Here is a 14,529-nt window from a genome sequence, read left to right on the forward strand (position 1 = left end):
CCCATGGCCCGTCGCAGACCCAATCAGCAACTCGCCGCACTGCTCGCGGAGTCGGGGTGGAGCGCGGGCGAACTGGCCCGCGCGGTCAACGCCCTGGGGACCAGGTACGGTCTCCGGCTGCGCTACGACCGGACTGCTGTCGCCCACTGGCTGGAGGGGTCCCGGCCGCGCTCACCGGTCCCCGGGCTGGTGGCCCAGGTGTTCGGGCGCCGCCTGGGCCGCGCCGTGCACACCGACGAGACCGGGCTGGACAGCGCGGCACCCACCAGGACCCCCACCGACGTGGTGTCGCCAACCGTCGACCCGGTGGCACGTCTGACGACGCTGTGCAGGGCCGACGCGGACCCGGCCCGCAGGCTCGCCCTCAACCGGGAGATGTTCACCTCCGGCGACGTCAGGCTGCCTGCCTGGCCGCCGCCGACCGGACCGCGCTCCGAGCGGCCGGACCGTACGGCGCGGACCACAGCGCCGCACACCGACGCGCGCCTCGCGGACATGGTCACCGTCTTCGCCGAGCTGTCGGAGAAGTACGGCGGCGCGCACGCCCGTTCCGCGCTCGGTGCCTACGTGGCCGACGACGTCGCCCCGCGGCTGACGGCGTCTCCCGACGGCGGGAGGCTCGACCCCACGGTGCTGACCGGCAGCGCCCGGCTGATGCATCTGCTGGGCACGATGGCCGCCGACGCCGGACTGCCGAACCTCGGATACCACTGCTACCGGTCGGCTCTCGAGCTGGCATACCGGGCCGACGACCGGAACGTCTACGCGATCACCCTGCGCACCATGGGCGTACTGGCCCTGCGCCTGGACGACCCGACAGGCGCCCGGCAGTGGTCGCGGACAGCCCTGGAAGTGGCGGCCGCCACCGCGACCTCCCACGTGCTGACCTATCTCTACGCGGGGCGCGCACTGGTGCGGGCCACCGACGGTGAGCGAAAGGCGGCGCTGGCGGATCTGCTGGCCGCCGAGCGCTCCCACGCCGCCCGGCCCGGCGCCGAGGCGGACACCGGCCTCCTCGAACCCTTCACGCGGTACCCACCCGCGGCGTTCCACTACCAGCGCGGCGAGGTCCTGCTGGCCCTGGGTGACCGCAAGCAGGCCGTCGCCGCCTTCCACAACTCGCTGGCCGAGCGCCCAGCGGGCCACCACATCCCGCTCGTCCTCACCCACGCGCGGCTGGCCGAGACCTTGCTGCAGCTGGGCGACCTCGAGGCCGCGCTCGACCAGTGCCGGCACAGCTGCCTGCACCACCCGCACACCGCCTCCCGCCGTACGACCGCCGCCCTGACCGCCCTTCGCCGTTCGCTGGCCCCCTACCGCCGGCATCCGCAGGCACGGGAGGTCCGCGACCGCATCGTCCAGCTGACGCGGTCGGCCGCCCCCGGTTCCGGAGGTATGGCGTAGACCGAGCACATGGGCGCTCGCCCGCCGGCACTCCTCGTCGACGGAGTCCGTGCCCGGCGAGCCCTAGGGCGAAGGTGTGGAGGCGGCTGGGACCTTCTCCCGATGCCTGTGCGGGCTGCGGGCGCGCAGGATGGCGGCCATGTCATCCAGAACGTCACCGTTCCCCAGCACCTCTTCGAAGGAGGCCCCGGCGACCGGACACGCCGCCCGAGCGTGGGCTGTCGTACTGGCCTCCAGCATCGGCCAGTTCCTCGTCGTCCTGGACGTGTCCGTCGTCAACGTGGCGCTGCCCAGCATCCGCGACGGGCTGTCGCTGAGCAGCGGCACCCTGCAATGGGTGGTGAACGCCTACGCGTTGACCTTCGCGGGCTTTCTGCTGCTGGGCGGGCGCGCCGCCGACCTCTTCGGCCGGAAGCCGGTCTACCTGGTGGGGCTGGGCCTGTTCACCGCCGCGAGCCTCGCGGGCGGACTCGCGCGCGACCCGGAGATGCTCATCGTCGCGCGCGCCGTCCAGGGGGTCGGCGCGGCGGTCCTCGCGCCCGTCACCCTCTCGCTGCTGACCTCCACCTTCCCCGAGGGGCCCGCCCGGACCCGGGCGATAGCGACCTGGGCCGCTGTGGGCACGGCCGGCGGTGCGGCCGGCGGGCTGGTCGGCGGGCTGCTGACGGACCTGCTGTCCTGGCGGTGGGTGCTGCTGATCAATGTGCCCGTGGGGGTGCTCGTCGTCGCCGTGGTCGTGCTCGGGCTCGCGGAGCGGCACGAGAGGACCGCCCGGCGGGGCCTGGATCTGCCGGGAGCGGCTCTGGTGACCCTGGGCGTCGCGGCCCTCGCGTACGGCATCGGCCGCACCGAGTCGCAGTCCTGGGGCACTGCCGAGGTGCTGGTCCCGCTGGTGGGCGGGTTGCTGGCGCTGGCGGCCTTCGTCGCGGTGGAGGCACGTACGGCCGAACCGCTCGTGCCGCTCCGGTTGTTCAGGTTGCGTGCTGTCGCCGCCGGGAATGTCGTGACGTTCGTCGCCATGACCGGTGCCTTCGCGATGTGGTACTTCCTGTCGCTCTACATGCAGAACGTGCTCGACTACTCCGCCGTCCGCGCGGGCCTCTCCTTCCTGCCGCACACGGCGGGCGTCATCGTGGGGTCCAAGGTGGCGCCCCGGCTGATGTGGCGGTTCGGCACCCGCACGATGGTGGCGGCGGGCGGTGTGGTGACCACCGCCGGGTTCGGCTGGCAGGGGGTCGTGCTGGCGGCCGACGGCACCTTCCTCGGCACGATCCTGGGCCCCGGCGTCCTGATGGCCACCGGGATCGGGCTGTTGATGACCCCGCTGACCGACGCGGCGACCACGGGTGCCGCCGCCCGGGAGGCGGGAGTGGTGGCCGGACTGGTCAACACCTCGCGACAGATCGGCGGCGCGCTCGGCCTCGCCGTTCTGGGCGCCGTCGCCGTCGCGGCGACCGCCGCGGACGGCGCCGAGCCCGGTCCGGGGCAGCTCGCCGACGGCTACGCCGCCGCTTACCTGGCCGCGGCCGCGCTCACAGCCGCGTCGGTGGTGCTCGTCGGTCTGCTGCCGCGCACCGAGGATCCGCCGAAGCAGCGGCCCACATCGTCCTCCCGGCCCGCCGATGCCACCGGAAGCACCGAGGAGGCCATCGCCTAGACCGGCGCTCCCGGCGGAGCGTACCCGCCGGGGGCGCGGACGGGCCGGAACGGAGGGCCACCACGCGCCGCGCGGTTCGCGCGCTGCGACACGTTCCGAAGCGGCCGCACGGTGGTACAGAGGGCGGCATGCCGAACTTCCGATCCCGAGCCGTGTCCCGTTCAGGTGCCGCCGCCCCCGCCCTTCTCGGCGCGGCGGCCGTGCTGCTGGGCATCGGCGGCCTGACCGCCTGCAGCACCTCCGACTCCAGCCTGTACGCCGGTGCGGGCGAGGCGTCGTCGACGGCCTCCCCCACCTTCTCCCCGGAGGAGAGCGCCTCCCCCGCAAAGGTGTCGCTGTCCGTACGTCACGGGCTGACGGCCCTGGGCACGGCGGAGAACGCCGTGTCGCGGGGCACCGCCTACCACCTCCTGCGCGACGACGAGGGCACGCCGGAATGGGAGATCAAGGTCGCGGCGGAGAGCGGTGCCGAATGGGCGGTGACCGTCTCGGACGACGGCACGGAGGTCACGGACAAGCACGAGGACAAGACACCGGACGACGGTGCCGGCAAGTTCGACACCTTCCGGGTACCGATCGCGAAGGCCGTGCAGCGCGCGGCCGACCGGCACCCCGACCAGGAGCTGCACGCGGTCGCGAGCAGCAAGAACGCGAAGGGCGAGGACATGTGGGAGGTGACCCTCACCGGCGGCACCCTCGCCGAGGCGCCCCGGACCCACGCCCTGGTCGACGCCAGGACCGGGAAGGTCAGCAGGGTGAAGGAGAGGAAGTGAGCCCCGCTCGGCGGCTCCAAGCCCGCCTCAGCTCTCCTTGGGGGCGTCGTGCCGGAGGGCGACGATGGTGGCCGCCAGTGTCGCGGCGACGGCCAGCCCCATGCCGAGGACGGCGCCGCCCAGGCCGAACAGCGGAGGGCTGAACCCCAGGCCGAGCACCGCGAGCGCCCCGGCCACCACCAGCAGCCCGTGCCCCACCGTTCCGGTGCCGGTGATCCGGTGGAGCGCGCCCAGGACCAGCAGCACGACCACCACGGGGACGGCCACGGAAAGGCCGGCGGACTGCTCGGTCAGATGTGCGTGGTGCTCGACGGCGTCCAGGGCCACCTCCAGCCCGGCACCGAGGGCGGCCAGCGCGGCGAAGACGACGTAGTGGCTGTAGCCCCACACCAGCGCGGTACGCAAGGAGGTCAGCTCGGCCTCGTTGCCGGCGAAGTAGATCCACCACAGGGCGAAGACGAGCAGCAGCCCGCCGAGGACGATCAGCACCACGGTGGCGGACAGCCCGTGGTCCGTCAGCGCGGACTGGACGGCGGCGAGGCTGGCGAGAATGACCTCGCCCAGCACGATGATGGTGAACAGCCCGTACCGCTCGGCGATATGGCCGGGGTGCCAGGTGGTGCGACGCCCCAGGGACTCCGCCCATGCGGGTACGGCCAGCTCCGCCACCACCAGCACCACGAAGGTGACCGGCGCCCACACACCGGGCGCCCACAGCCGGGCGATCCACCCGACCTGCACCACGGCGATCCCCGCGGCGTACCGCAGCGCCGCGGCACGGCCCCCGGGGTGTTCGGCCGCCGCCCGCAGCCACTGGGCGATCATCGCGAGGCGCATCAGGACATAGCCGACCACGACCACCGAGAAGTCGCCGTCCTGGAAGGCGTCCGGCACCCCCGCGGCCAGGACCAGAACCCCGGCCATCTGCAGCAGGGTCAGCAGCCGGTAGGGCACGTCGTCGGTGTCGTAGGCCGAGGCGAACCAGGTGAAGTTCATCCAGGCCCACCAGATCGCGAAGAAGACGGCGACATAGCCGACGAGCCCGTCCCCGACGTGTCCTTCGGCCAGCGCGTGGTGGAGCTGGGCGGCAGCCTGCGAGACCGCCACCACGAACGTCAGGTCGAACAGCAGCTCCAGGGGCGTGGCCGCCCGGTGCTCCTCCCCCGGGTCCCGGCCGCGCATGGCCCGGCGCAGGGGCCCGGTCCGCTTTGTGAGGTTGTCGGCTGCGCTCATCCCGCGTCTCCCACCGTGCGTGCTCCTTGCCGTGGTTCCACCACCCTGGATAGCCCCTGACAGCAGCCGGCCGGCCGAACGACACCACAGGAGACAACCAGAACGGCAGCACAGGCCACGGGTGCGCGGCCACACAGCCGCCTCACCCCGATAACGGGATGAGGCTGTCCGCATAACGGTCACGTCACGCTCGCTGGCAATTTCGACAGCTACTCGCCGTTATGTGATTTACATCACCCATGAAATCGCAATGACATGCTAAAACAACGCAACTCCGCAACCGGCACCACCCCTCGCCGGCCCTGCGGAGGACCGGTACCGACATCACTACCAGGGCGATCGTGGTTCGAGTCCGCGGACCGATTCCCTCACCTCGCCGATCGGACGACGGCGTTCTGCTCCATGTCCGCTCACCGCGGCGCAGTCTCCCATGCGCCGGCCCGCCCCACAGGTGGTAACCACATTGTCACTCGACTCCATAACAAACTCCGTTGACAAGGCCGTCAGCGACTTCGTCGAACCCATCGCCACCAAGATGGGAGAAGTCGTCTTCTACGCCGTTCCGATCGGCGGGACGGAAATGCCCCTCATCGTCACCTGGCTCGTCGTGGCCGGCCTCGTGTTCTCCGCCTGGTTCGGGCTGATACAGATACGCAAGTTCCGCCTGGCGGTGGATGTCGTAAGGGGCAAATACGACGAGAAGGGGTCAGCCGGTGAGGTCAACCACTTCCAGGCCCTGACCGCCGCGGTCTCCGGCACCGTCGGTCTGGGCAACATCGCGGGCGTCGCCGTCGCCGTCTCCATCGGTGGCGCGGGTGCGACCTTCTGGATGGTCCTCTGCGGCTTGCTGGGCATGGCCACCAAGTTCGTCGAGGTCACCCTCGGCGTGAAGTACCGCGAGGTGCACCCGGACGGCACCGTCTCCGGCGGCCCGATGCACTATCTCCCCAAGGGGCTCACCGAGCGTTTCGGGCGGAACGGCAAGATCCTCGGCCGGGTTCTCGCGATCCTCGCCTCGGCCATGGTGCTCTTCTTCGGCCTCTTCGGCGGCAACCTCTTCCAGGTCAACCAGAGCTACGCCCAGCTGGTCTCCGTCGCGGGCGGCGAGGACGGCGCCCTGGGCTCCTCGTCGGGCGCCCTGTTCTTCGGCATCCTGATCGCCGCTGTCGTCGGCATCGTGCTGCTCGGCGGCATCCGCTCCATCGCCACCGTCACCAGCCGGCTGGTCCCCGCGATGGCCGCCATCTACATCGCCGCCTGTCTGGTCGTCATCGTGGCGAACATCGGGGCCGTCCCGGACGCGATCGTCGAGATCTTCGAGGGCGCCTTCAACCCGCGGGGCGTGGCCGGCGGTGTCCTCGGCGCGCTGATCATCGGCTTCAAGCGGGCGGCCTTCTCCAACGAGGCCGGACTGGGCTCGGCCCCGATCGCCCACTCCGCGGTCAAGACGAAGCACCCCGCCAGCGAGGGCCTGGTCGCCCTGCTGGAGCCGTTCATCGACACCGTGGTCGTCTGCACCATGACGGCTCTCACCATCGTGATCGCCCGGCCCGATAGCTGGACCAAGGCACGCACGGACGAGTCCATCGGCGGTGTCACCATCACCTCCGACGCGTTCGAGACCGTACTGCCCTGGTTCCCGTACGTCCTCACCGTCGCGGTGATGCTGTTCGCCGTCTCGACCGTGCTGACGTGGGGCTACTACTCGCAGAAGGCGTGGCACTACCTCCTCGGCCGCAGCAAGGTCAGTGACCTCACCTTCAAGGCCGTCTACACGCTGTTCGCCGTCGCGGGTGCCCTGCTGACCCTGCAGACGCTGATCGACCTGGCCGACGCGGTGCTCTTCTCACTGGCCGTCATCAACATCATCGGCCTCTACCTGCTCGCCCCGGTGGTCAAGCGGGAGCTGAACTCCTTCCTGGAGTTCGTCCGCGCCCGCAAGGCCGGTGAGCCGGACGGCTCCGACGAGGACGCGAAGTCGGTGGAGACCACCGTCTGACCGACCGGCGGCCCACTCCCGAGGGGTTCGCGTACGCCAGTGCCTGGGCGGACGCGAACCCCTCTTCCGTGCGCAGCACAACTGCACGCGGCGCAGCGGAACCGAACCGTCCTGCGCGCCCCGCAGCGACCCGCCGACCACCGGCCGAAACGAACATACGCACGGGGCCGACCGGCCCTACCGTGCGACCGGCCGAACCGGCTTTTCTCGGTCCATGTCCGAGAACACCCGCGCATTCGTGCCCTTCCATGCAGAACGCCTCGACAGCGGCGTGACTGTCGTGGAGCTGGGCGGCGAGATCGACCTGAGAACAGCGCCTCCGCTGGCGGCCCTGCTCGATACGCTGACCACCGGTCGGCGCCCCGATCTGGTGGTGGACCTGCGGCCCGTGTCCTTCCTGGACTGCAGCGGCCTGCGTCTCCTGTGCCGGGCCCGGAACCGCACACTGGCGCGGCACGGCAGACTGCGGCTCGTCTCCGACAGCGGCCACTTCCTGCGCATCCTCACGCACGCCCGCCTCAGCGGGGTCTTCGAGGTGCACACCCACCTGCCCCCGCTCCCCGCCCACACCGTCGGTCCCGCCCACACCCCAGGCGTCACCCCCACCGGCCCGACCGGCCGGTGCAGCGGCCGGGGTTTCACCGCACTCCCCACCCGATGACCCGTACTCGCGTCGGCCGCCGCGCGGGTCGGCCGACGCCTCCGTAGGGCCCGCGGGGCACGCACCGGAGCCCTCAGGTGAGGACGGAGACGATCTGCTCGGTCGCTTTTGCGATCAGGGAGTTCTTGGGCCTGGCGCGGTAGCCGGGCCGGTCGGACAGGACGGCCATCACGAGCGGGGCCTTGTGCGGCGGCCATACGACGGCGATGTCGTTGGCCCGGCCCCAGTTGCCGGTTCCCGTCTTGTCGGCCACCTTCCAGCCGCGGGGGACCCCGGCCCGGATACGCTTCTTGCCGACACCGGTGGTGTTGCGCAGGAGCCAGCCCTTGAGCAGGGCGCGTTCGTCGCCGCTCAGCGCGTCCCCCAGAACGAGCTTGCGGTAGTCGGCGGCAACCGCCTCGGGGGTGGTGGTGTCACGCGGGTCACCCGGCCGGACCTGGTTCAGCTCGGGCTCGTAGTTGTCCATCCGACTGACCTTGTCGCCGAGACCGCGCAGGTATGCCGTCAACTGCTCAGGGCCGCCGATGTCGCGCATCAGCAGATTCCCGGCGGTGCCGTCGCTGTAACGCACGGCCGCGTCGCACAGCTGTCTGATGGTCATGCCGGTCGCGACGTGGTCCTCGGTGACCGGTGAGATGGAGTCCACGTCGGCCTCGGTGTAGGTGACCCGCTTGTCCAGATGGCTGCGCGGGTTGCGGTGCACAACAGCCGCCGCCGCGAACGCCTTGAACGTGGAGCAGAACGCGAAGCGTTCGTCCGCACGGTAGGACACCGTGGCGCCGCTACCGGTGTCCAGGGCGTAGACGCCGAGCCTGGCGCCGTATTTTCGTTCGAGCGCCGTGAACCGCGCCCGGTACACGGACGGGGACACGGACGAGCGGCGGCGCCCCGTCGAGGACGGGGACGGGGACGATCCGGAGGGCGTCTGCTCGCCCGTGCCGCATCCCGCCAGGGGCAGCACAGCGGCAGCCACCAGCAACGCGCGACGGGAGGGGTCGGCTTGGGCGTAGTACAGGGACGGGGAGGACGGGGACGGACGGTAGGGCATCTGTCTAACTCCAGCGGGTCAGCTTCGCCATGAAGGACGGTGAAGAGAGTTCGTTGCGCAGGGTGACCGGGACCTTCACGGCGTCCGGGCCACTGCCCGCTGTCAGGAAACCGACCTCGGTGCCGGCTTTCGCGGAGCGCGGGAGCGGCGCACCGCGAGCGGTGACGCGCAACTCCACCCGCTGTCCGGGGACCCCGACGACGGTGAAGTCCTCCTCGGTGACCAGCGGGGTGCGACCACCGAGACCGTCGTCCAGATAGCCGACCACCCGGCCCTTGCGGACGGCCGTTGCCGAGGTGAGCGAAGCCCGGATCGCCCGCACGATCTTCTTACTGTTGTCCTTGACCAGGGTGAGGCTGTCGGCCCCGTTGGGATCGGCACCGTCGAAGTGCTGGTCCAGCATGGTGCCGAGGATCAGCGGCGTCCTGTCGCCCACGGTCTTGTACGCGGCCCACACCAGCGTGCCGCCGGCCGGCGTGTTGGACCCGGTCTTGATGCCCCTGATGCTCAGTTCGGACATCAGCAGTTTGTCCATGTTGTTGATCAGCGGTTCGTCGAGACCGTCCACCGTGGCGCTCGGCAGTGCGACGACCGCGCGGAAGGCGTCGAACCGCATCACCGCCTCCGCCAGCTTCAGTTGGTCGACGGCCGTACTGACGGTCGCGGCGTCCAGACCGCTGGGATCGGTGTAGGTGGTGTCCTTCATCCCCAGCTTCCGCGCGGCGGCGTTCATCTTCCGTACGAAGGTGGCCTCCGTGCGGCTGTCGGTCACCCAGCGGGCCAGCAGGCGGGCGATATTGTTTCCCGAGGGAATCATCAGCATCTTCAACATGTCGCGCTGGCTGAATTTCTGACCTGCCGTCAGCCCTTCGATCCGCGACTCGTGCTTGGACCTGCCTTCCTCCACCGCCTTGGCGTCGACCTCGATCATGGGCCCCTCCTCGCCCTTGCGGAGCGGCCGCTCGGTGAGCAGAACGTAGGCGGTCATCACCTTGGCGACGCTCGCGGTCGGCACGGGCCGCTGCCTGCCGTGGGTGCCGACAACTCCCGTCCCCGGAAGCGTGACAGCGGCCTGGCCCTCCCCCGGCCACGGCATCGCGAAGTGCCCGGGGACCGTGTAGGAGGCGTGCGCCGCGTCCGGGGCGGGCAGCGGTCGGACCGTCTGCACTGCCGCCAGGACGAGGCCCAGTACGAGCGCGACCGCGACCCAGACCCGGGGGCTTCGGATGTCCAGGCGGCGCCCCGCCGTCACCTCGGGTGGAGTCGTCCCGGGCGCCGGGGCAGGGTCCAGGGCAGACGCGGAGCTCGGCTCCCTCGGCGCGGTGCTCGTCGCTTGCGGGGCTTCGTGGGGCTCTTCCAGGGTCCGGTCCTCGGTCCACTCCTTGTCGTCGACGCCGGGGACGTCGTCGCCAGGGACGTCCGTGTCCGGATCGTCCGTGTCCGTATCGTCGGCGTCCGGACCGTCGGCGTCCGGCCCCTCAGTGTCGGCGTCGCGGATGTGCTCCGACAGCGCCCTCTCTTCGGCGCCGGTCCCGGTGCCGGTCTCGGTGCCGATCTCGGTGCCGATCTCGGTCTCGGTATCAGTGCCGATCTCGGTCTCGGTATCAGTGCCGATGTCGGTATCGGTGTCGACGTCCGGCCGCACCGGCCCCGTGGAGGCTTCCGCGGTGCCGGGCTCGTCCTCGGGCTGGGTTATGCGTGTCACTGTTCGTCCTCTCGGTCCAGGACGGCCTGGATGACGGATCTGGCGACGGGGGCGCCCAGGCGGCCTCCGGCGATCTCGGAGCGGGAGATGTCCATGTCCTCGGGGTCGACGAAGACCGCGACGGCGACCGGGGAGGTGCCGTCGGCCTGCTTGGCGTAGGCGACGGACCAGGCGTAGGGGCGTTTGTCGCGGACATCGGCGCCGCGCTGGGCGGTACCGGGCTTGCCGCCGACCGTCACCGAGGGGATACGCACCTTGTCAGCGGTGCCGTGCATGACGGTGTGCTCCATCATGTCCTGCACCTGCCGTGCGGTGGCCTCGGAGACTGCCTGGTCGAGGACCTCCGGGGTGCTCCTCTCGATCGTCTTCGGGCCGGGGCCGCGCAGTTCGTCGACCAGGTGGGGCTTCATGACCTTGCCGTCGTTGGCGATGCCCGCAGTGACCATGGCCATCTGCAGCGGGGTGCTGGTCAAGCTGCCCTGGCCCATTCCGGTCAGCGCGGTCTGGGGTGCGTCGAGCCGTTTCGGGTAGCTGCTGGCGGCGGTGCGGACGGGCGTGAACTGCTCGGCGTTGAAGCCGAACTTCTCCGCCGTCTCGCGCATCTTGCCCTTGCCGGTCTTCCACGCGGTGTCGAGGAAGACGTTGTTGCAGGACCACCGCAGGGCGGTCCGCATCGAGACACCGTCGCACTGCGAGTCGGGCACGACGTTGCCGATCGTCGTGCTGCTCTGCGGCAGCCGGTAGGGAGCGGGAATGTCGAGGGGGCGGTCGATGTCGGTGACCGTGCCGTGTTCGAGGGCGGCCGCCGCGGTGAGGATCTTGAACGTGGAGCCGGGCGGGTAGGCCTCCCGAATGGCCCGGTTGCTCAGCGGCTTGTCCTTGTCCCGCTCCAGCTCGGTGAACTTCTCGCTCTCCCGCGCGGAGAGGCCGGCGAAGTCGGAGGGGTCGTAGGACGGCGTGCTCGCCAGGGCGAGGATCTCGCCGGTCCGCGGGTCGAGCGCGACCACGGCGCCCTTGGCGTCCAGGTCCGTCAGCCCCTGGTAGGCGGCTTTCTGAGCCGCCGGATCGATAGTGGTGACGACATCGCCGCCGTGCGGTTTCCTGCCGATCACGGCGTCGAGCGGGTTCTTCGCCGGCCTGACGTCCTCGCCGGCGAGCAGGTCGCTGTGCACGCCTTCGAGGAACGTGGCCCCTTGGGCCTGGGAGAGGTAGCCGGTGACCGGGGCGTACATCGGGCCGTCCCGGTACACACGCCGATAGGCGAGGTCCGAGCCGGGGGTCTTGCGGGAGTCCGTGATCGCGGTGCCGCCGACGATGATGTCGCCCCGCGGCTGGGCGAAGGCCGCGATCCGCACCCGGCGGTTGCTGGGGTCGTCCGCCAGGCTGTCCGCCTGGACGAACTGCAGCCAGGTCGCCCGCGCCAGCAGGGTCAACAGCAGCAGGCCGCAGAAGACAGCCGTGTGCCGCAGGAGTCTGTTCATCGCTCGTGGTCTTTCGGACGCTCGGGCTCTTCCATGCCCTGAGGAAAGCCGCAGCCGCAGCATGACGTCCAAGACCGATATTGCTCTCGCATCGATCAATTCACGATATGGTTCCTCGTCGTGGACCTGATACGGCACCTGCAGTGTTTTGTGGCTGTTGCAGAAGAGTCACATTTCGGCCGTGCCGCCCAGCGTCTCGGCATGGCACAGCCGCCCCTGTCGCAACGCATCCAGCGGCTGGAGCGGGAGCTGGGCGTGCGCCTCTTCGAGCGCTCCAGCCGCCGGGTGACGATCACCAAGGGCGGCACGCTCCTGCTGGACGAGGCCCGTCAGCTGCTGGCCCGCTCCGAGGCGCTGATGGCCACTGCTCGCCGTATCCAGGACGGGCACAGCGGACTGCTGCGCGCCGCGCTCTCCCCCGACATCACCGGCGAGATGGTGGCGGCGACCCTGGCCGGCTTCCAGGAGCGGCAAGGTGGTGTGGAGCTGGAGCTGCACGAACTGCCGACGGCCGAGCAGCTTGCCCGGCTCGCCTCGCACGATCTGGATGTGGGGCTCATACACCATCCCTGCGATGTGTCCGGACTGGAACTGGGCCCCGTCCTCCGCCACGAACTGGGCGTCCTGCTGCCGCACGCCGCCCCGGCCGCCCGTCTGGACACCGTTCCGCTGAGCGCGCTGAGCGGTTACGAACTGATCCTCTTTCCCCGCGCGCACGCCCCCGCCGTGCACGACGATCTACTGACCACCTGCGCCCGGCACGGCTACACCCCCGCCGCCGTCCGGCACGGTCACGGCAGCAGCTTCACCCGGGGTCTGCTGCTGTCCTGCAGGGCCGTGGCCTTCGGTCCGCGCGACGCGTACGACACCCGGGACCCCGATCTCACCTGGCGCCCGCTGAGCGGCGCCCCACTGGCCTGGCGCCACTCGGCGGCCTGGCTCAAAGGGCGGGGGGACGCCGCCGTCCGCGCCTTCGCCGACACCGTCACCGATTCCCTGGGCCGTACCGCCGCTGTCGGCCCCGACCTGCCCTCGGGCCCGACGCATCTGCGCCCGGCGGCGGAGTACTGGATATGACAGAGCCCCGCACCCACGCCCGCGCCCATGCCCGAGCCCGGGACCGCATCCGCGCCGCCTTCGCGGAAGCCGGCGTCACCGGCTGGCTGCACGCCGTGGACATCGACTCCGGTGCCCAGGTCGACGCCGGCGCCGACCACCCGGTCGTCACCGCCAGCGTCCACAAGGTCTGCGTGCTCGTCGCCCTCCACCAGCAGGCCGAGAAGGGGCGCCTGGAGCTGACGGAACAGACCGAGTGCCCGCCGGACGGCCGTACCCCCGGGCCCACCGGGCTGTCCGCCATGCTCGATCCGGCCCGGGTCTCGCTCCGTGACGCCGCCTATCTGATGATGGCCGTCAGCGACAACACCGCCGCCGATCTCCTCCTGCACCGTGTCGGCCTCGAGGCGGTGAACGCCACCACACGGCGACTGGGTCTCACCCGCACCCATGCAGTCCAGACCTTCGGCGAGTTCGTCGCCACTCTCAAGGAGGACACCGGGCACGTCGGTCCGCAGGCCCTGGCCGACCCGCGGGTCCTCGCCCGCCTCCGCGCGCTGGACCCCGCAAGCACCAACCGCAGCACCCCGCGCGACATGACACGGCTGCTCGGCGCTGTCTGGCGCGACGAGGCCTGCGCCCCGCAGCACAGCGCCGCCATCCGCCGTCTCCTGAGCCTGCAGGTGTGGCCGCACCGGCTGGCCTCCGGCTTCCCCTTCGACGATGTCCATGTGGCGGGGAAGACCGGCAGCGCGCCGACCCTCCGCAACGAGGTCGGCGTCGTCGAGTACCCCGACCGCGGCCGCTACGCCGTCGCCGTCTTCACCCGCGCCGCCAGCCCGGCCGCCATCCTGCCCGCGGCGGACGCCGTCATCGGCACCGCGGCGCACCTCGCCGTCGACGCCCTGCGCTCCTGACAGGCTCCACCGACCTGCTCGGCTGCAGCCGTACTCGGACCGCGTCCTCCACCGGGACCGGGAGTTGTACGACACCCGCCACGTCGTCTTCCGCACCCGCGGTGTGCCCGCCCGTCATCTGGAGGAGGGCCGACTACGGGCGAGCCCGGTCAGAACGTGAACGGCCCGTAACCGCCGTTCCGGAAGGTGAGGACGGTCAGCTCGGTGTCGTACTCCTCCCGGAAGTATCCGCCGAAGCCCGGCTCCTCCACATGGGGTGCGAGCAGGTCCAGGATGGTGACGAGCTCGCCCAGGTCGTCGTCGAGCCAGTAGTTGCGGCTGAGGAGCCCCCAGGCACGGAGTTCACCACCGGCCGCGAAGCCGCGGGACTGGAGCCGCAGGGAGGCGATGTCGCCCCCGGGCAGGCGGCTGTCCGGGTCGGGGGCGAGCAGGGGAAAGGTGTGTATCTCGGGATCCAGGTCCGCCGGGCGTTCACGGTCGAGCTCAAGGTGCCAGCGCAGGGCCGTCAGGACCGGCTCGGGGGTGTGCCGGCGCAGGAAGCAGTTGAAGACGACTTCGTAGTGGAGACTCACAGCGTGCATTCTGCCGGGGGCCG

At 71.0% G+C, this 14,529-nt stretch carries 12 protein-coding genes; 7 read left to right on the forward strand and 5 right to left on the reverse strand.

The window, feature by feature from the left end; translation table 11 throughout:
- The 3 genes from KBY19_RS18405 to KBY19_RS18415 form a co-directional block, all read left to right on the forward strand.
- Positions 1–1,404 (forward strand): tetratricopeptide repeat protein (locus KBY19_RS18405; RefSeq protein ID WP_247691127.1); only part of this gene is annotated, 1,404 nt, incomplete at its 5' end.
- 130 nt (positions 1,405–1,534) lie between these two features.
- A complete protein-coding gene (locus tag KBY19_RS18410) occupies positions 1,535–3,061 on the forward strand; it encodes an MFS transporter (RefSeq protein ID WP_210966199.1) in 1,527 nt (508 codons plus the stop codon).
- A gap of 152 nt (positions 3,062–3,213) precedes the next feature.
- Positions 3,214–3,834, forward strand: coding sequence for a PepSY domain-containing protein (locus tag KBY19_RS18415; protein ID WP_210955526.1), 621 nt, complete (start codon positions 3,214–3,216; stop codon positions 3,832–3,834).
- A 27-nt stretch (positions 3,835–3,861) separates the two neighbouring features.
- Here the strand turns inward: KBY19_RS18415 and KBY19_RS18420 are convergent, their stop codons facing one another.
- Positions 3,862–5,067 carry a low temperature requirement protein A gene (locus KBY19_RS18420; RefSeq protein WP_247691128.1) on the reverse strand — a complete coding sequence of 402 codons (1,206 nt, stop codon included), beginning with the start codon at positions 5,065–5,067 and terminating at the stop codon, positions 3,862–3,864.
- Between the two features lie 463 nt (positions 5,068–5,530).
- Here KBY19_RS18420 and KBY19_RS18425 point away from each other — a divergent pair, with 463 nt between their 5' ends.
- Positions 5,531–7,066 (forward strand): sodium:alanine symporter family protein, encoded by a 1,536-nt coding sequence (locus KBY19_RS18425; protein ID WP_099885805.1) that lies wholly within the window; start codon positions 5,531–5,533, stop codon positions 7,064–7,066.
- A gap of 214 nt (positions 7,067–7,280) precedes the next feature.
- A complete protein-coding gene (locus KBY19_RS18430) occupies positions 7,281–7,727 on the forward strand; it encodes an STAS domain-containing protein (protein WP_185019015.1) in 447 nt (148 codons plus the stop codon).
- Positions 7,728–7,800: 73 nt separating this feature from the next.
- Here the strand turns inward: KBY19_RS18430 and bla are convergent, their stop codons facing one another.
- From bla to KBY19_RS18445, 3 genes are read right to left on the reverse strand one after another with little or no spacing between them, the layout of a single operon-like run.
- Positions 7,801–8,775: a class A beta-lactamase gene (gene bla, locus KBY19_RS18435; RefSeq protein WP_210966200.1), complete on the reverse strand. Its 975-nt coding sequence runs from the start codon at positions 8,773–8,775 to the stop codon at positions 7,801–7,803.
- A 4-nt stretch (positions 8,776–8,779) separates the two neighbouring features.
- Complete coding sequence (locus tag KBY19_RS18440; RefSeq protein WP_307843549.1) at positions 8,780–10,480, reverse strand: serine hydrolase; 1,701 nt, start codon at positions 10,478–10,480, stop codon at positions 8,780–8,782.
- Complete coding sequence (locus KBY19_RS18445) at positions 10,477–11,961, reverse strand: penicillin-binding protein 2 (protein ID WP_210966201.1); 1,485 nt, start codon at positions 11,959–11,961, stop codon at positions 10,477–10,479. The genes KBY19_RS18440 and KBY19_RS18445 overlap by 4 nt, the downstream gene beginning before the upstream one ends.
- Before the next feature lie 120 nt (positions 11,962–12,081).
- On the opposite strand from KBY19_RS18445, the gene KBY19_RS18450 reads away from it, so the two are divergent.
- Positions 12,082–13,038, forward strand: coding sequence for a LysR family transcriptional regulator (locus tag KBY19_RS18450; RefSeq protein WP_099885803.1), 957 nt, complete (start codon positions 12,082–12,084; stop codon positions 13,036–13,038).
- Entirely contained in the window at positions 13,035–13,934 is a 900-nt protein-coding gene (locus KBY19_RS18455) for a serine hydrolase (RefSeq protein WP_099885802.1), read from the forward strand. The genes KBY19_RS18450 and KBY19_RS18455 overlap by 4 nt, the downstream gene beginning before the upstream one ends.
- Before the next feature lie 149 nt (positions 13,935–14,083).
- Here KBY19_RS18455 and KBY19_RS18460 read toward each other — a convergent pair whose 3' ends face one another.
- Complete coding sequence (locus KBY19_RS18460; RefSeq protein WP_099885801.1) at positions 14,084–14,506, reverse strand: hypothetical protein; 423 nt, start codon at positions 14,504–14,506, stop codon at positions 14,084–14,086.
- Between the last annotated feature and the right edge of the window lie 23 nt (positions 14,507–14,529).

Source organism: Streptomyces sp. B15 (assembly GCF_018070605.1).
GTDB classification, from domain to species: domain Bacteria; phylum Actinomycetota; class Actinomycetes; order Streptomycetales; family Streptomycetaceae; genus Streptomyces; species Streptomyces smyrnaeus.